The 17,163-nt window shown below is 57.7% G+C and carries 15 protein-coding genes; 4 read left to right on the top strand and 11 right to left on the bottom strand.

Going from position 1 to position 17,163, the window contains the following annotated elements; translation table 11 throughout:
• The first annotated feature begins 21 nt into the window (after positions 1 to 21).
• Complete coding sequence (gene mfd, locus ACR0DE_RS10515; protein ID WP_480753064.1) at positions 22 to 3,477, top strand: transcription-repair coupling factor; 3,456 nt, start codon at positions 22 to 24, stop codon at positions 3,475 to 3,477.
• Here the strand turns inward: mfd and ACR0DE_RS10520 are convergent.
• From ACR0DE_RS10520 to ACR0DE_RS10540, 5 genes are all read right to left on the bottom strand, one after another.
• A complete protein-coding gene (locus tag ACR0DE_RS10520; protein WP_480569916.1) occupies positions 3,474 to 4,151 on the bottom strand; it encodes an SH3 domain-containing protein in 678 nt (225 codons plus the stop codon). The two genes, mfd and ACR0DE_RS10520, sit on opposite strands and share 4 nt — an antisense overlap.
• Entirely contained in the window at positions 4,148 to 5,812 is a 1,665-nt protein-coding gene (locus ACR0DE_RS10525) for a hypothetical protein (RefSeq protein ID WP_480753066.1), read from the bottom strand. The genes ACR0DE_RS10520 and ACR0DE_RS10525 overlap by 4 nt, the downstream gene beginning before the upstream one ends.
• Before the next feature lie 58 nt (positions 5,813 to 5,870).
• A complete protein-coding gene (locus ACR0DE_RS10530; protein ID WP_170396885.1) occupies positions 5,871 to 7,079 on the bottom strand; it encodes a multidrug effflux MFS transporter in 1,209 nt (402 codons plus the stop codon).
• Between the two features lie 73 nt (positions 7,080 to 7,152).
• Positions 7,153 to 7,812 (bottom strand): DsbA family oxidoreductase, encoded by a 660-nt coding sequence (locus ACR0DE_RS10535; protein WP_170662690.1) that lies wholly within the window; start codon positions 7,810 to 7,812, stop codon positions 7,153 to 7,155.
• Positions 7,809 to 9,326: a class I adenylate-forming enzyme family protein gene (locus ACR0DE_RS10540; RefSeq protein WP_480753069.1), complete on the bottom strand. Its 1,518-nt coding sequence runs from the start codon at positions 9,324 to 9,326 to the stop codon at positions 7,809 to 7,811. Before ACR0DE_RS10540 ends, ACR0DE_RS10535 begins: the two co-directional genes overlap by 4 nt.
• A gap of 65 nt (positions 9,327 to 9,391) precedes the next feature.
• On the opposite strand from ACR0DE_RS10540, the gene ACR0DE_RS10545 reads away from it, so the two are divergent.
• Positions 9,392 to 10,015, top strand: a complete 624-nt coding sequence (locus tag ACR0DE_RS10545) for a helix-turn-helix domain-containing protein (RefSeq protein ID WP_170646197.1) — start codon at positions 9,392 to 9,394, stop codon at positions 10,013 to 10,015.
• Here ACR0DE_RS10545 and ACR0DE_RS10550 read toward each other — a convergent pair.
• The 5 genes from ACR0DE_RS10550 to ACR0DE_RS10570 all read right to left on the bottom strand — a co-directional run bounded on the left by ACR0DE_RS10550 (position 10,004) and on the right by ACR0DE_RS10570 (position 14,270).
• A complete protein-coding gene (locus ACR0DE_RS10550) occupies positions 10,004 to 10,240 on the bottom strand; it encodes a hypothetical protein (protein WP_170396893.1) in 237 nt (78 codons plus the stop codon). The genes ACR0DE_RS10545 and ACR0DE_RS10550 overlap by 12 nt on opposite strands.
• Positions 10,241 to 10,427: 187 nt before the next feature.
• A complete protein-coding gene (locus tag ACR0DE_RS10555; protein WP_170421892.1) occupies positions 10,428 to 11,087 on the bottom strand; it encodes an MIP/aquaporin family protein in 660 nt (219 codons plus the stop codon).
• The gene (locus ACR0DE_RS10560; RefSeq protein ID WP_223117981.1) at positions 11,084 to 11,560 is read right to left on the bottom strand and encodes an arsenate reductase ArsC; all 477 of its coding nucleotides are present in this window, start codon (positions 11,558 to 11,560) and stop codon (positions 11,084 to 11,086) included. The genes ACR0DE_RS10555 and ACR0DE_RS10560 overlap by 4 nt, the downstream gene beginning before the upstream one ends.
• Before the next feature lie 26 nt (positions 11,561 to 11,586).
• Positions 11,587 to 12,411, bottom strand: a complete 825-nt coding sequence (locus ACR0DE_RS10565) for an arsenate reductase/protein-tyrosine-phosphatase family protein (RefSeq protein WP_170421885.1) — start codon at positions 12,409 to 12,411, stop codon at positions 11,587 to 11,589.
• 32 nt (positions 12,412 to 12,443) lie between these two features.
• On the bottom strand, positions 12,444 to 14,270 hold the full coding sequence (locus ACR0DE_RS10570) for an extracellular solute-binding protein (RefSeq protein ID WP_480753075.1): 1,827 nt from the start codon (positions 14,268 to 14,270) through the stop codon (positions 12,444 to 12,446).
• Between the two features lie 293 nt (positions 14,271 to 14,563).
• On the opposite strand from ACR0DE_RS10570, the gene ACR0DE_RS10575 reads away from it, so the two are divergent.
• Complete coding sequence (locus ACR0DE_RS10575) at positions 14,564 to 15,337, top strand: 3-hydroxybutyrate dehydrogenase (protein ID WP_170421879.1); 774 nt, start codon at positions 14,564 to 14,566, stop codon at positions 15,335 to 15,337.
• A gap of 64 nt (positions 15,338 to 15,401) precedes the next feature.
• Positions 15,402 to 16,427, top strand: a complete 1,026-nt coding sequence (locus tag ACR0DE_RS10580) for a patatin-like phospholipase family protein (protein WP_480753077.1) — start codon at positions 15,402 to 15,404, stop codon at positions 16,425 to 16,427.
• On the opposite strand, the gene ACR0DE_RS10585 is transcribed toward ACR0DE_RS10580, so the two are convergent.
• Complete coding sequence (locus ACR0DE_RS10585; RefSeq protein ID WP_170396909.1) at positions 16,428 to 17,105, bottom strand: DUF502 domain-containing protein; 678 nt, start codon at positions 17,103 to 17,105, stop codon at positions 16,428 to 16,430.
• Positions 17,106 to 17,163: the final 58 nt, after the last annotated feature.

A 17,163-nucleotide genomic window follows, 5' to 3' on the forward strand; every position in this document is an offset into this window, starting at 1 on the left:
TAGCCCCTGAAAGGCAAGGTAATGACGGCTCCGAACCACGTAACAGTCGGCGGCGGCCCCGAGGGGTTTGATGCACAGCTTGTGCTGAATGAGATCGCGCGCTCGGGCGGTCCAGTCTGTCATATCGCCCGCGATGACAAACGGATGGAGGCGATGCGGGCAGCGTTGGCATTTTTTGCGCCGGACATGCCCGTATTTGTATTCCCCGGATGGGACTGCTTGCCCTATGATCGGGTGTCGCCCAACGCCGACATTTCTGCTGCCCGCGTGGCAACATTGGCTGCTTTGGTGCATCAGATGCCGCAGCGGTTCGTGCTGCTTACCACGCTCAATGCCGCGACCCAACGGGTACCCGCGCGTGCAGTGTTGCGAGAGGCCGCATTCACCGCTCGCGTAGATCAGCGCATAGACGAAGATGCCCTACGCAACTTTCTGGTGCGGATGGGCTTTACCCAAAGCCCCACGGTGATGGAGCCCGGAGACTACGCTATCCGAGGCGGTATCATCGACATCTTCCCACCCGGTGAGAGCGGTCCCGTGCGGCTGGACTTGTTCGGGGATGTTCTGGATGGTGCACGCCGGTTTGATCCTGTCTCGCAGCGAACGACTGAAAAACTTGATGTGGTCGAGCTTGCCCCGGTGTCCGAGGTTATACTGGACGAAGCCGCCATCACCCGATTCCGTCAGAACTATCGCATCGAATTCGGCGCGGCGGGTACGGATGATCCCTTATACGAAGCTGTCAGCGCAGGTCGCAAGCACCAGGGGATTGAGCATTGGTTGCCGTTTTTCCATGAAAAACTGGAAACGCTGTTCGATTATCTTCCAGGGGCCTCAATCTCGCTTGACGATCAGGTCACGCCTGCTCGGCTGGCGCGCTGGGATACGATTGCGGATCAGTATGAGACGCGAAAGCTCGCTTTGGAAAACCGCTCGCGCATGGATACGGTTTATAAACCGACGCCTCCCGGTCTGCACTATATGGACGATGCTGCATGGGAAGATGCAGTGGGCGATCGTCGCGTTTTGCAGTTCAGCCCGCTGCCGCAGGCGAGTGGTCCGGGCGTGATCGATGCAGGCGGACGGATCGGGCGCAACTTTGCACCCGAACGTCAGCAGGAAAGCATCAGCCTGTTTGGCGCTCTGGCGGCGCATATCACCGAAAAGATGGACAAGGGGCCGGTCCTCATTGCCTCTTACTCCGAAGGCGCTCGTGAACGACTGACCGGCTTGATCGAAGATGAAGGCCTGGCCGAGGCGATCCCGGTGACCGACGGAACCCGGGTTGGAAAGCGCGGCCTGCATCTTGCGGTTTGGGCGTTGGAACACGGGTTTGAAGCGCCCAATCTGACTGTGATCTCGGAACAGGACGTTCTGGGCGACCGTCTGATCCGCCAACCCAAAAAACGCCGCAAGGCCGAGAACTTCCTGACTGAAACGCAGTCGCTGTCGCCCGGTGATCTGGTGGTGCATGTTGACCACGGGATCGGGCGGTATCAGGGGATGGAGGTCGTTACGGCTGCTGGGGCCGCCCATGAATGCCTGCTGCTGGAATATGCTGAACAGTCCAAACTCTACCTGCCGGTCGAAAACATCGAACTGCTTTCGAAATATGGCCATGACGAAGGGCTGCTTGATCGTTTGGGCGGTGGCGCTTGGCAGGCCAAGAAGGCCAAGCTGAAAGAGCGCATCCGCGAAATGGCGGACAAGCTGATCCGCATCGCCGCCGAACGAGCCCTGCGGAAAGCTCCTGTCATGGACCCACCGCCGCATGCATGGGAAGAGTTCAGCGCGCGTTTCCCATATCAGGAGACCGACGATCAGTTGCGCGCCATCTCCGAAGTGATGGAGGATATGCATTCCGGCGCGCCGATGGATCGCCTGATCTGTGGGGATGTAGGCTTTGGCAAGACCGAGGTCGCCATGCGCGCAGCCTTTGTCGCCGCGATGTCGGGCGTACAGGTTGCCATTGTGGCACCGACCACGTTGCTCGCGCGGCAACACGCGGCGTCCTTCAAGGAACGCTTCCGGGGTTTCCCACTTGAAGTCCGGCAACTGTCGCGCTTTGTCTCGGCCAAAGAGGCGCAGCAAACCCGCGATGGGTTGGCGCGAGGCACTGTAGATATCGTGATCGGCACCCATGCGTTGCTGGCGAAAGGGATACGGTTCAATAATCTGGGTCTGCTTATCATCGACGAGGAGCAGCATTTCGGTGTGGTCCACAAGGAACGGCTGAAACAACTCCGTTCTGATGTACACGTCCTGACCCTGACCGCCACGCCGATCCCTAGGACATTACAGCTGTCTCTGACCGGGGTGAGGGACCTGTCGATTATCGGCACACCGCCCATCGACCGCCTGGCGATCCGTACTTATGTGAGCGAGTTTGACGCGGTGACGATCCGCGAGGCGCTGCTGCGTGAACACTATCGTGGCGGGCAGAGCTTTTACGTCGTGCCGCGCATCTCGGACCTGCCCGAGATCGAAGAATTCCTGAAGGAACAGTTGCCAGAACTCACTTATGTGGTCGCCCACGGGCAGATGGCTGCAGGTGAGCTCGATGACCGCATGAACGCGTTCTATGACGGCAAGTATGATGTGCTGCTAGCCACCACGATTGTCGAAAGCGGGCTGGATATCCCGACTGCCAACACGATGGTCGTGCATCGGGCGGATATGTTTGGCCTAGCGCAGCTCTATCAGATCCGGGGGCGGGTGGGGCGCTCAAAAACCCGCGCCTATGCCTATCTGACCACCAAACCGCGCCAGCGCCTGACGGCGACGGCTGAGAAACGGTTGCGGGTTCTGGGCTCGCTGGATACGCTCGGGGCCGGGTTCACACTGGCTTCGCAAGACCTCGACATTCGTGGTGCGGGCAACCTGCTGGGTGAGGAACAGTCCGGCCAGATGCGTGATGTGGGCTACGAACTCTACCAATCGATGCTGGAAGAGGCGATTGCCAAGATCAAAGCCGGCGAGATGGAGGGGCTGTCGGATGCCGATGACCAATGGGCGCCGCAGATCAATCTGGGTGTCCCGGTTCTGATCCCCGAGGATTATGTGCCCGATCTGGACGTGCGTCTGGGCCTCTACCGCCGCCTGTCGTCACTGTCGACGAAAGTGGAACTAGAGGGCTTTGCCGCCGAACTGATCGATCGCTTCGGCAGCCTGCCGAAAGAGGTGAATACCCTGATGCTTGTCGTGCGCATCAAGGCGATGTGCAAACGCGCCGGGATCGCCAAGCTGGACGGCGGGCCAAAGGGCGCAACGATACAGTTCCACAATGATAAGTTCGCCTCACCCGAGGGGCTGGTCGAGTTCATTCAGAACCAACGCGGGCTGGCCAAGGTCAAGGACAACAAGATCGTTGTGCGGCGCGACTGGAAGAAGGACAGCGACAAGATCAAAGGTGCGTTTGCCATCGCCCGTGATCTGGCCGAAAAGGTCGTGGCTGTGAAGAAAAAGGCGAAAGCCTAGTCCCCCGTCACAAAAGTGCAGATTTGCCAGTCGCCCGTATCGGATTTAACAAACGCAGCGCGGTAGCCAACCATCGATGTCAGAAAATCGCTGAGTAAGTAGCCCGATGTCCCATCGGTCAGTCTGATTTTCTGGTATTCCCCATCAGGTTGATAGTCAGGGACGATCACGATTTCATGACTGATCAGCGCGAGGATGGGCGCGCCACGAGACGGTGCCTGACGCAGTGTGATGCTTTCGCCCGAAACGTAGAAGGCGGTGAAAGGGTCCACTGTAGCGGGAAGAATGATCCGCCAATAGTGCGGCATCCAGAATTCACCCTGATCGTCAAAATATCCCGGTTGGGAAACCGTTTGCTGCAATTGCGACCAGTAAAAATCACGTAGCTCCGCAGCCTCGTCCTTAAATTCTTCACCAAGCGTTTCCGGAGGCACAGTCAAGTTGGTGCGAAACTCTTCCGGTCCACCTGCTGTACCGTGACTGAGATAGATGTCGGGACAAGCGGCGGCGACAACTGCATCAGTATCGCGTGCCTCGATTTTCGCCAGCAAGTCAGCTCGGAATGCGACCAGTGATGGATTTTGACCTGCCTCGTCGATAGGTGGAAAGGTCTGGCGCTGTGCCAGCGCTGGAGTGGCAAGCAGCAGGCCTGCCACCAAAAGGAATAGCTTCATTCCGCAGCCCTCATGGCGGCTTGGGCACAGAAGCATGACGCGCCGACGGTGCGGTCCGCGCGCGCCAAGGCAAGATCAAGGCGTTGCTTGATTTGGCGGATTTCTACTGTCTCGCCGCGTGCTTTCAGGCAATCATGCAAACCCTTCAAACTCCAGACATTGTCAGGGTGGATCGAGGCGCGGCTGAGCGTGCCACCCAAGCCTAGATCTTCACGATAGACTGCCTCGGCCTCGTTCACATGCCCTTGTTCGAACAACAACGCACCAAGCGCATGGCGTGTTGGTTGCATCCAACCCCATGGCTCGTCATAGGGCAGCGTGTCATCCAACTCGACCGAGCGGCGTAGATGTGCATAGGCAATCTCGTAGTTGCCTTTGCGATACTCGATTTCTCCGCGCAGCATTTCCGCTGCGATCTCCAGAAGGTCGATGACACGATTGTTGTGCAGGCGGCGCGTCTCGGGCACGCAGGTTTTTGCGGCAAGGAACAACTGCTCTTCGGCCTCGGCCTGCGCCACCTCATCAGTGGCCGCATGTGCGATGGCGCGAGCATAATGAGTTGTTGCCGTCAGAGTGCGATAGAGATCAGGGTCGTCTGGCAACTTCAGTGCCTTGGCCTCTTCCCAGCGGCCAAAGCGGATCAGGATATGCGGGCCCATGGACATGTAGCTTTCAAAATAATCCGCCATCGGCGGGCTTTCGATCCGAAGCATATCTTCGGGGGTGGTATTCCACAGGCCCTGATTGGCACGCAGGGCTGGTTCCATCTGACCGAGGAACAGCGCGCCATAGATAGTGAAGTGATAGTTGTGCTGACGATAGCCTGTGTAGATGTTGAACGCGCCTTCACGCTCATAATATTTCAGATCGGCCTCGGTAGCCTTTTCGTTCCAGTAGGCAACGTTGTGATAGTGGCCGCACAGCACGTCGATATGGGTCGGCATATGCACCAGGTGACCGGCATCGGGTACGAGTGTACGCAGGATGTCTCCGGCCTGCAGCGCCTTTTCTGGCGTCGGCGACATCTCCATCAGGTGCACATATAGGTGAAGTAGACCGGGATGAGACATCGACGCCGGGTCATTGACCATAGCGGTCTCCAAAGCGTCTTGCGCTTCAAGGGTCGCGGCACCCTCGGCCGGTTGGCCCGTTTTCAGGTCCCACATCTGCCACGGGGTGAGGTTCATCAGCGCCTCAACATGGATCGTGCGCAGGTCCAGATCATCAGGCTGTTCGGCAAATGCGGCGCGCATGGCGTCCGCATAGTCATAGTCCCACTGGTGCATGTTTTCGGTGGGGTCACGCTGAGGGTATCGGGCGGGTAGGGCGCGGATCAACGCTTGCTCAACCGCTGTGCACCCGTCGAGCAGCGACAGCGCCTTCTGTGTTGCATCATAGGCGATGGCCAGTGATTTGGCCCGGCCCTGATCGTCCCGCAATTCCCACGGCAGGTTATAGTTTGGGCCTGCTGCATAGGCGACGCCCCAATGGGCCATGGCGCAATCCGGGTCAATTTCGGCAGCTTTCTGAAAGCACGTGACCGCTTCGTCGTGGTTGTAGCCATACGTCCAGACCAATCCGCGATCGAACCAAAGCTGTGCTTCGGGAGATGCTGTGGTGACGGCACAGGAATACGTGCCCAGATCATAATAGTCGCTCATGGCGCCCCCTCCCCACGATTTGCGGGAAGGTTAGCGTGTTTCAGCGGCTCTGCACAGATCAGGCGGGCAGTCTGTTTTCAATCCGGCCCATATGTAGCATCAGGCCGAAGCCAAGGATGCACATCGTCAGCACGCCGGTCGTCAGCGGTGTGATCGACCCGTCAAATAACAGCCCAATAGGGGCCGCGATGGCAGCCGCCAGAATTGTGGCGATCGAGCCAATGACCGAGGCAGCCATTCCCGCGATATGACCCATAGGTTCCATGGCAATGGCGTTCAGGTTGCCCATGGTTACACCGGCCATAAAGAAGATCGAGGTCTGCCATGCCACGAACACAGCAAAGGATGCGCCCGGTGATAGCGGTGTCATGTTCAGGATTATCACAATGCTTGTTATCAGAATTTGCCCGCCCAAGGCCCAGGTCACCATGCGGCGCATGCCAACGCGCACGACCACGGCAGCGTTCAAAAGGCTGGCCGAACCCGAGATCAGCGCCACGAAGGCGAACCAGAAGGGAAAGCTGTCTGCCCGATCATGGATGACGTCAAAAACCGGCTGAACCATCGTTAGCATGGTGAACAGCAACCCCATGCACAGCGTCTGCACCAGGATCGAGAGGCGCACGGTGGGGTGTGCGAACATCTCATGCACTGCCGCAATCATCAGGGGCAGGCGGAAGGGGCGCCGGTTTTCGGGCGCCAGAGATTCAGGCAGGCGCGTGGCCATCCAGATCACGATGATCGTGGCGAATATGATGAAGGACACAAAGATTCCGCGCCAGCCGACCAGTGCAATAACGCCTGCGCCTAGCAGCGGTGCCACGGCGGGGACCAGAGTAAAGATCATCATCGCAATCGAGATGATGCGCGCCATCTCGCGCCCTGAAAACAAGTCGCGAATGATCGCCATGGCCACAACGCGCGGCCCGGCCGCCCCGAGGCCCTGCGCGATGCGCGCAGCCAACACCAGTTCAAGCGATGAGCTGGACCACGCAACAGCGCAGGCCAGTATATAGAGAGCGGCACCACCATAAATCACCGGCTTGCGCCCGACCGCATCGGAAATTGGCCCAGTAAAGAATGTGCCGATCCCCATGCCCAGCACAAAAGAGGTCAGGATCAACTGTGCTTTGTTCAGATCGTAGGGGCTGAGCTCTGCGCCGATCTCGGGCAGGGCTGGCAGCATTGAATCGATCGAAAAGGCTATCGTGGCGAACATCATCGCGATCAACGCAATGAATTCGCCCCGGGACATGCGGTCGGCCATGGGGAACTCCTTCCCGAATGCGCTATCACGGCGTTTCGGGTTGGACTAGATCAGAAATGCACAGAGGTATGTGCTATTCTGCAGGGGAAGCCTCAATCTGAGACATGATCTCAGAGATCACTTTTGCCCACAATTCAGGAGGTTGCGCGCCCGGAACGGCGTGCTGGTTTGCAACGATGTATGTGGGAACCGAATTTACGCCCATTTCGCGTGAATGGCTGTCGCGGTTACGGATATCCTCGCGGTCGGCGTCTGACTGCAGCAGTTTCAGTACGACCGCTGCGTCCATGCCGACGCTGTCGGCGACATCAGCCAACACCTCATGATCACCAATATCACGCGCCTCGACGAAGTAAGCATTAAAGAGTGCATCGACCACGGCATCCTGCTTGCCCTCAATCCCCGCCCAGTGGATCAGGCGGTGGGCATCCAGCGTGTTGGGCGTGCGTTTCATGCCTTCGAAATCGATATTCAAACCTGCGTTTTCGGCATGTTCGACAACGGGAGCGTATGCGCGAACTGCTCCGTCCTTACCGCCGAACTTCCGTTCAAGGTATTCGCGCCGATCCATGCCCTCGTCGGGCATATCGGGGTTCAGCTGAAAGGGGTGCCACTCGATCATAAAGGGGTGGTCTGGCACTTCGGCGAGCGCTTTGTCCAGATGGGTCTTGCCGATATAGCACCAGGGGCAAATCGGATCGGACATGATGTCGAGCTTTACAGTGTGTGTCATTCGGACGTCGCCTTGAAATAGGCCGGCAGGGCGCGGCGCAGAAGTTTGCCGTTGCCTCCGGTGGGCAAGGCGGGCAGATGGACAAAGGCACGCGGCTGTTTGTAGCGCGCCAACTTGTCAGACACATAGGCGTGCAGGTCCGCCGCGTCCAGTTCTTCGGGGCCAGTGTAGAAGGCAACGATGATCGAACTGTCCTGTTTTACCTCGACCGTAGCCGCCCCGACCTGGGTGATCTCGGGATGGGTGGATAAGGCCGCTTCGACTTCGACCGGGGAAACGCGATATCCGCCCGCATTCATCATGTCGTCATCTCGACCCAGATAGGTGATTTGCCCATCAACGGCCATCGCGCCTTGATCACCGGTCAGGAACCAATCCCCCTGCATCCGAGCAGCGGCCTCGTCCGGGGCATTCAGATAGGTTAGCATCAGGCCCGGATCTTCGCGATGTACGGCTATTGTTCCTTCCTGACCTTGTGGCACAGGGCCATCCGGCCCAAGGATGGCAATCCGACGCCCGGGCTGCGGCTGCCCCAACGCTGTGCCGCGTGCCGGGTGGCTTGGGCTGGATGAGATGAAGGTCGAGCATTCGGACATGCCGTAAGCCTCATAAAGCTCGGTGCCGGTGGACTGGACCCATTGTTCATACAGGTGTCGCGACAGCTTTTCCCCGGCGCAAAGGCCGTGGCGCAGATCGGGAAGGCCGGGCTGCGTGTCACTTTGCATCATCTTCCGAAAGACCCCCGGTGCGGCTGCAAAGATGGTGGCACGATGTTGTTTCAACAGGGCAGGCAGATTGCGTATGTCTGTCCCGGGTTCAGGGATCAGAGCCGTTGCACCAATGGCCCAAGGGTCCATCAAGCCGGTGCCCAGCGTGTAGGTCCAATTGAATGCCCCCGCATGGCACAGCCGGTCTGAGAGTTTCAGGCCATACCAGCCGTCGACCATCATCTGCCGAGCCCAGATGGCGCGGTGTGCATGCGCAACCGCACGGGGTTTGCCTGAAGTGCCCGAAGTGTAGACCACGTAGGCAAGCCGCTCGGGATCTCCCATGGCAAAACTTGCAGGCGGCAGTGATCGCATCCGGGCCAGTTCAGGCAGCATGATCTGATCCGGGTGCGCCGCGCAGGCGACCTGGGGATCTCGCAAAATGGCGGCTGGTTTCAGATCGTCGATGATCTTTGCGGTCTCTTGCTCGGTCAGTTGTGATGAGGTGGGCACGGGGACCAGCCCCACGGCGATTGCGCCCAGATAGGCGATCGGAAAATCGACGGTATTGCCCAATCGCATGAGAACAATGTCTTCGGCGCGAAGGCCGCTCTGCAGCAATCCTGAACCGGTGCCCATTATCGCCGAATGCAGATCGCCATAGGTCCAGTCTGTTGCACCATCCGATCTCAGCACTGAAAGCGCGGTCTTCTCAGCTGAACTTTGCGCATGGCGCAGCACATGCGCGGCAAGATTGAACGGGCGCGGGCAGGGCGTAGGCGGCCCCTGATCAAAGATCGACAACATGAGAACTGGCTATCCCCGTGCGAGGCGCGTTGCAAGCAGGGCATGCTCGCCCTATAGAAAGACCCATGGCCACCAATGATCATAAATCTATCGTCAGAATTGCCCGCGACAATGGTATCAACACCGAGTTGGAGCCGGTCGATCTGGGCGCGCGCGTGCGCGAACTGCGTAAAGCCCGCAACTGGACGCTGGAACAGGCGGCGAGTCAGGCGGGTCTGGCCCGGTCGACACTCAGCAAGATCGAAAATGGTCAGATGTCTCCGACCTATGATGCTTTGAAAAAGCTGGCGACCGGATTGGAGATTTCGGTGCCTCAGCTTTTTACGCCGCCACAACGCGATCAGGTGATCGGTCGAATGGCAGTGACCAAGATGGGCGGGGGTGCGGCCCATGCGACCACTACCTACGAACATGAGTTGCTGGCAGAAACGCTAACCAAAAAGCAGATGCTGCCCTATCGCGCCCGTGTACGTGCACGCTCGATGGAAGAATTTGACGGCTGGGTGCGTCACGATGGTGAGGAATTTCTGTATGTTCTGACCGGAGTGGTGCGGTTGTTTACCGAGTTCTATGAGCCGGTCGAAATGCGCCGCGGCGACAGCGCTTATTACGACGGCAGCATGGGGCATAACGTCATTTCGGTCAGTGATGAGGATGCGACGATCCTGTGGGTGACGTCACTTGCTTAGGGCTTGAGCCGCTTCGCGGTTCAATGCTTCGGTGAACAGGAAATCCTCAAGCTCTTCGCGCGCCTCGTTTACGGTCAGGTGGTGACGCTCGGCCAGGTAAGCTTCGAACTGTTTGCGATCTTCGCCAACGCGCGCCATATCCCTATCGCGCAGGTTCGGAAACCTACGTTTTGCACGCGCATATGACGCGTCCCAGTCTTGCGTCAGATCAGCCCAGTTTAGCATCTGCGAGCCTTCCTTAGTTGGTGTTTCAGGATTGCTCTCCCCCAAGACAGCCTACGGAGCGCCGTGCGTTGCTGCAGACATGACAAAATGTCGCAGCCGGAGTCGGGAGATAAGATGCAAAAAACCCGCTGCGGAGATACCGCAACGGGCCCACGGACCTGCTGTAAAGTGAGTGGCGGCCGGTCCGTTATTCTGCTTGTTCGAATAACCAGTTCAGTATTTTGTGTCCGATAAATACAGCAATTAACTGCATAATTATGAACATCGGAATGTGCGCAGGGTATATCCCCGCAAAGGTATCCGTAAAGCCCCTTGCGATGGTAACGGCGGGATTAGCAAAACTTGTGGAAGACGTATACCAGTAGGCGCCGGTAATATAGAGGCCCACAAGGGCTGGTACCGTGTCCGGCTTGTGCCGAATTCCGCCGAAAATCACAAAGAGCAAACCCAAAGTGGCGACAATCTCCGAAAACCACTGATGTGCCCCGGTACGATGCATCGTTTCCGAAGTTTGCAGAATCGGCAGGTCAAACATGTAATGGCTGGCCCAGACCCCCGCGATACCTCCGGCAATCTGAACAAGCATGTAAGGGGTGACCGCACGCCAGGGATGTTCACCGCGCAGCGCAAAGGCCAATGTCACTGCAGGGTTGAAGTGAGCGCCCGAGACAGGGCCGAGCGTAGTGATGATAGCGTAAAGGATGCAGCCGGTCGCAATTGCATTGGCCAGCAACGCCAGCGCGATGTTCCCGTCGGACAAGGTTTGCGCCATGATGCCTGATCCGACAACGCCGATCAGCAGGAAGGCGGTTCCGAGGAATTCGGCAAAGTATTGGCGGGCGCTCACAGCAGGGCTCCTATACGTTTGAGATGGGCCGAGAGTTCAACGCTGTCCATGGTTTCAATGGGCAGCTCCAGAAGTGCTTCGGCGCGGCGCCCAAGAATGTCATACGCGGTCCTAAAGGCGGTTTCCCAGTCTGACTGAGACGCGGCGGCTGGGTCCTCGACACCCCAATGCGCGCGTACGGGCGCGCCGGGCCAGACGGGGCATGTCTCTTCGGCGGCTGAGCCGCAAACCGTGATCACTATGTCCATTTCCGGAGCATCTTCTGCTGCAAACTCATCCCAGCTTTTAGAGCGGGCATCGCGGACGTCATGGCTTTCGGCACCAAGCAGCGTCAAGGATTGCGGATGCACCTTCCCGGTCGGGTTGGAGCCTGCTGAATAGGCGCGTACACGCCCTTCGCCGGTGTGATTGAAGAGCGACTCCAGCAGAATCGACCGAGCCGAGTTGCCGGTGCATAGAACCAGTATGTTCATGGGGGTATCCTTGGATTGATCGAGGACTATTCGGCCATTCGACCGATATCATCCACCTTGTGCTGTAGTGAGATGCGGTCGAGCGTTTCGAACGGGAGGCTTGCAAAGGCGGTGATACGGTTGCGCAGCAATCCGTAGGCCTGCTGGAATGCCAGCTGCTTTTGCGCGTCGGTTCCTTCAACTTTGACCGGATCGGGCAGACCCCAATGCGCGCTTATCGGTTGTCCTGGCCAAGCGGGGCAGGCCTCGTTCGCCGCGTGGTCGCAGACGGTAAAGACAAAATCCATCTTTGGGGCATCAGCAGCGGCAAATTCTTCCAGTGATTTTGAGCGGAGCGAGGTCGTGTCGTAGTCTTTTTGCTTCAAGAGTTCCAAAACGATTGAATTTGGTCCGTCCGATGGTGCCGTTCCTGCCGAATAAGCGCGAAACAAGCCGTTACCTTCATTGTTTAGGATGGCTTCCGCCATGATCGAACGGGCCGAGTTTCCGGTGCAGAGGAAAAGCGCATTCATGACGCGGTCAGGGGACGCCATAACGGGGTCATCCGAGGGTTGCATGCACAAATCAGGACGATTTTGACAGCAACCGCCCAGCAACTCATCAAACAGCCCGCGCACCGCTGGTAAGTTGGCGGCATATTGCAATGATGTCCCGCTGCGCGACTGCTGGATCAGCCCGGCGGATTTCAATGCATTCAGGTAGGTTGACGCAGTATTGGGTTTCAGCGCTAAAGCCTCAGCTATCTGACCCGCAGCAACGGAATCTGGATAGCGACGCATCAACAGCCGGAACAGATCCAGCCGCTTGGGATGTGCGAGTGCGTTCAGCCTGTCATGAATCTCTATTTCCATAATTCATGAAATATGGAAATAGAAAGGACTCGTCAATCCTGAAACCACCAGACCTGTGGCATATATTCTGGCCCATCGCCATAAATTGGCAGAGTGTCGGGTTGCTTCAGCTCTTTGACATGGGCGATACGGCCGACATCAAAGCTCCAGATAGGAATGACATAGCGACCCGCTGTCAGAACACGATCCAGCGCGCGCGTTGCCGCAACAAAATCCTCGTGGCTTTCCGAGGCCAGCATCGCGTCGATCAGCCCGTCCACGGCGGGCGAGGTCAGGCCCATAACATTCCGCGTCCCGGGAGCATTTGCGTTTTCGCTGCCCCAATACAGACGTTGTTCGTTGCCTGGCGAGAGCGACAGCGCACGACGGAACGGGGTCATGTCAAAATCTTGCGCATCGATGCGTGAAGTATATTGCGCGTCATCTACTTTCTCGACTGTCAACTGGATACCCAGGCGTTCGAGGGCGCGGGCGTAGATTTCCGCGATCACGCCGACATCCTGCACCACATTCAGGCTGCCCTGGCTGATGACCAGATCAATCACAAACGGCTCACCGCTGGCGTTGCGAAGCTGGCCGTCCTGAATTGTCCATCCGGCCTCTTCCAGCAGTTTAAGCGCTTTGCGGATATTGCGACGGTTGCGTTCGGTTCCATCGCTTTGAGGCAATTCATATCCATCCAGCGTGCCCGGTGCCAACTCGGCGGCGTAAGGTTGAAGCAATTCCTCGACACGACCAGTGGCCGGTCCGGGTTGCATCCCCAATTCCGATCCCGAGAAATAGGAGGTGATCCTGGGCTGCGCGCCGCCTGTAATGGTGTCGTTGATGAACTCGAAGTTGAAGGCCAGCGTTAGTGCCTCGCGTACGCGCCAGTCATCGAATGGGGCCTTGCGTGTGTTCATGACAAAGCCGGTCATGCCTGACGGCTTTTGATGGGGAATTTCCGTCTTCACAATATCACCGCGCTGAACCGCTGGGAAGTTGTACTGCGTGTTCCATTTATCCGCGTTGAATTCACGAACGGCCGAAAGCTCACCAGCTTTGAACGCTTCAAACGCGACTGTGCCGTCTCCGTAGAACTCAATCCGCATGTCATCCAGATTCATCGTGCCCTTGCGGTAGGGGATATCGGCACCCCAATAGTCAGGATTGCGACGCAGGTTCACATAGCGGCCAGCCTCATAGTCATCGATTACGTATGGTCCGGAACCGATGGGTATATCGTGTAGTTGAGCGTCAGCGAACGACTTTCCCTCCCACTGCGCTTTTTGCAGGATCGGGCGCATTCCGGCGATCAGGGCCAGTTCGCGATCCGGTTCGTTAAAGGTGATCCGAACGCTGCGCGGTCCAGTCTGTTCAATGCTATCAATCTTGCCCCACAGCCCGCGATATCGCAGGTGGCCTTCGGTGCCCAGTGTCTCATAGGACCAGATCACGTCATCGACAGTGACCGGCGATCCATCCGAGAATTCAGCATTTTCGCGCAGCGTGAATTCGACCCAAGTTCGGTCCGAATCCGTCTCAACTGATTCGGCTAACAACCCGTAAAGAGTGAAAGGTTCGTCCCAGGAGCGGCCCATCAGGCTTTCATGCGTCCAAAATCGCAACTGCCACGGCGCGGTGCCTTTTTGCACAAACGGGTTCAGACTGTTATAGCCGCCGGTATTGCCAAATACGACCTTGCCGCCCTTGGGCGCGTCAGGATTTGCGTAGGGTAGCGACACAAAATCCGGTGGTAGGGCCGGGTCACCATACATAGCTATGCCATGGGCCGATTCTGCTGACGCCATTGAGGCGGCGAAAATACAGGTGATTCCCACAATCGCGGGACGAAGGGGGCGGAGATAATCGGGGCTCATTTTGGAAACAATCCTGCTCTGGCCTTATTTTGTTTGGGATTCACCGTAGCCATGATTTTTCTTATTATCAAACTTTTAGCTTGGACGAGGGCGTGGAATTGCTTATAAAGGTCCTACTGCTCGATAGGTTTCTTGCCTGTATGAAACCTGCCTCAATAACTTAACGCCCGCTTCGTGCGGGCGTTTTTTTTGGCAAAACTCGTGCGGGTGCGCGGATCAGATCATTCCCCGTTTTCTTTGCAGGTGCAGCATGGCACTGTGTTTGAGAAACAAAAACTCATAAGGAGAGTGCCATGAGTCTGTCGGGCAAAACAGCCGTCGTCACGGGGTCGAATTCGGGGATTGGGCTGGGCATCGCGCGTGAGCTGGCGAAGGCCGGGGCGGATGTGGTGCTGAATTCGTTCACCGACCGTGATGAAGATCATGCGCTGGCCACCGAGATTGGCAAAGAGACGGGAACCAACGCGCGCTATATCAAGGCAGATATGTCCAAGGGCGATGAATGCCGTGCACTGATCGAACAGGCAGGTGCTTGTGACATTCTGGTGAACAACGCCGGCATTCAGCATGTGGCCCCGATCGATCAGTTTCCGTCGGACAAATGGGATGCCATCATCGCGATCAACATGAATTCGGTCTTTCATACGATGGCGGCAGCGCTTCCGATGATGCGCGCGGCGGGTTGGGGGCGGATCGTGAATATTGCCTCGGCTCACGGTCTGACGGCCTCGCCCTACAAGGCGGCTTACATCGCGGCAAAGCATGGTGTCGTCGGGATGAGCAAGACCGTGGCGCTGGAGACTGCGCAGGAGCCGATTACCTGCAATGCTATTTGTCCGGGATACGTACTGACTCCATTGGTTGAGGCGCAAATTCCCAACACGATGAAAGAGTACAATATGAGCCGTGAGGATGTGGTGAAGAACATCCTGCTGGAGCGGCAGCCGTCGAAGGAGTTTGCCACGGTCGAGCAGCTGGGCGGAACTACGATCTTCTTGTGCTCGGATGCAGCGGCACAGATCACAGGAACGACGATATCCGTGGATGGGGGATGGACGGCATTGTGAGGGACCATGGGGGCTCTGCCCCCATACCCCCGAGGTATTTCTGGCCAGATGAAGAGGCGGAACCATGAAACGGATCAATCTGGCATTGCAGGGCGGTGGGGCGCATGGCGCGTTTACCTGGGGTGTACTGGATCGATTGCTGGATGAAGAGGATATCGAGGTTGCCGCGATCACTGGGACTTCGGCCGGCGCACTGAACGGGGCAGCGTTCAAATCAGGGATGGTGCATGCAGGGCGCGACGGGGCGCGGGCGTGTCTGGATGGACTTTGGAAACGCATGGGTGCCGTCGGCGATATGCGAATTGCCCATTGGATGCGGGGCATTGAGCCTGCTCATGTTGCACAAGCGTTGGAGTACTCCGTTCCGTTCTCGATGGCCGAAGCATGGTCGCGGCTGGTATCGCCTTACGCCTATGGGCCGTTTTATCGCAATCCGCTCACCCCGGTTGTGGATCGGTTCAACTTTGATGAGATTTGTGCAGACGAAGGGCCCGCGCTGTTTGTCTGCGCCACCTGTGTGCGCAGCGGCAAGATTCGCGTTTTCACAGGCGAGGAGATTTCGACCGATGCGATTCTGGCCTCGGCCTGCTTGCCGAACCTGTTTCAGGCGATTGAAATCTATGACCCGAAATCCGAGCGGACCGAAGCGTATTGGGATGGCGGCTATACCGGAAACCCGGCGCTTTATCCGTTGTTCGGTGGGGAATTGCCAGATGATGTGGTGATTGTGAACATCAACCCGCTGGAACGCGATGAGGTGCCTAAAACGCCGCAGCAGATTCAGAACCGGATCAATGAGATCAGTTTTAACTCATCGTTGTTTCGCGAGCTGCGTGCGATCAATTTCGTTCAACGGCTTCTGGCCGAAGGCAAGCTGAAGGCTGGTGAGATGAGCCGGGTGCTGGTGCATATGATCGCTGATGACGCCCTGATGAACGACCTTTCGGCGGCCACCAAGATCGTGCCAAACCCGGTTGTGCTGAACCGGCTGAAACAGTCCGGGCGCGATGCGGCGGATCAGTTTCTGAGCGCGCATAAGGACGATCTGGGTCAGCGGAGCACGGTCGATTTGCCCGCAATGTTTGGTTGATTATTCAGGCGGCTGGGTTGGGTCTTTGTCATTCGGGTAAACCAGACCCGCTGAGATCACCAGCTTGGCTGCATCCTCGATGGACATATCCAGCAGGATCACATCCTCTGCGGGGAAAAACAACAGGAACCCGGATGTGGGGTTTGGGGTTGTCGGGACAAACACGCTTAGCAACTCGCCCCCGGTTTCGGCGCGATCGCTCACTTCACCGCGCGCTGTTGTCGAGACGAAGCCGATTGCCCAGATGCCCCGGCGCGGATACTGGATCAGGCAGGCTTTTTCGAAAGACCGCTCGGTCTGGGCGAACACAGTTTCCGAGATTTGCTTGATCCCGGAATAAACCGAACGGACCACGGGCATGCGGTCGACGACACTCTCGGCGAAATGGATCAGAGAACGGCCCAGAATGCCCTTTGCGATCCAGCCGACGATAATCGTGAACAGCAGGAATATGACCACGCCAACGCCGCGCAGGTTGATGCCGACATATTCCGAGGGTTGGAACCGTTGCGGGATCAGTGGCAGGACGGCGCTGTCGATCCAGCCAACCACAGACCAGATCAACCAGATGGTCAGCCACACCGGAGCAATGACGACGATACCAGTCAAAAAGGACGCGCGTAGCCGGGAGAACAGGCCGGGGCGTCGGTGGGGTTCTTCGTCAAACGGAGTGTTCATTGCGGTCCTGAGTGGTTTGCGGAATTAGGTAAGCAGTCCGGGCGCTTGGTGCAATAGC

Source organism: Ruegeria sp. C10 (assembly GCF_056537805.1).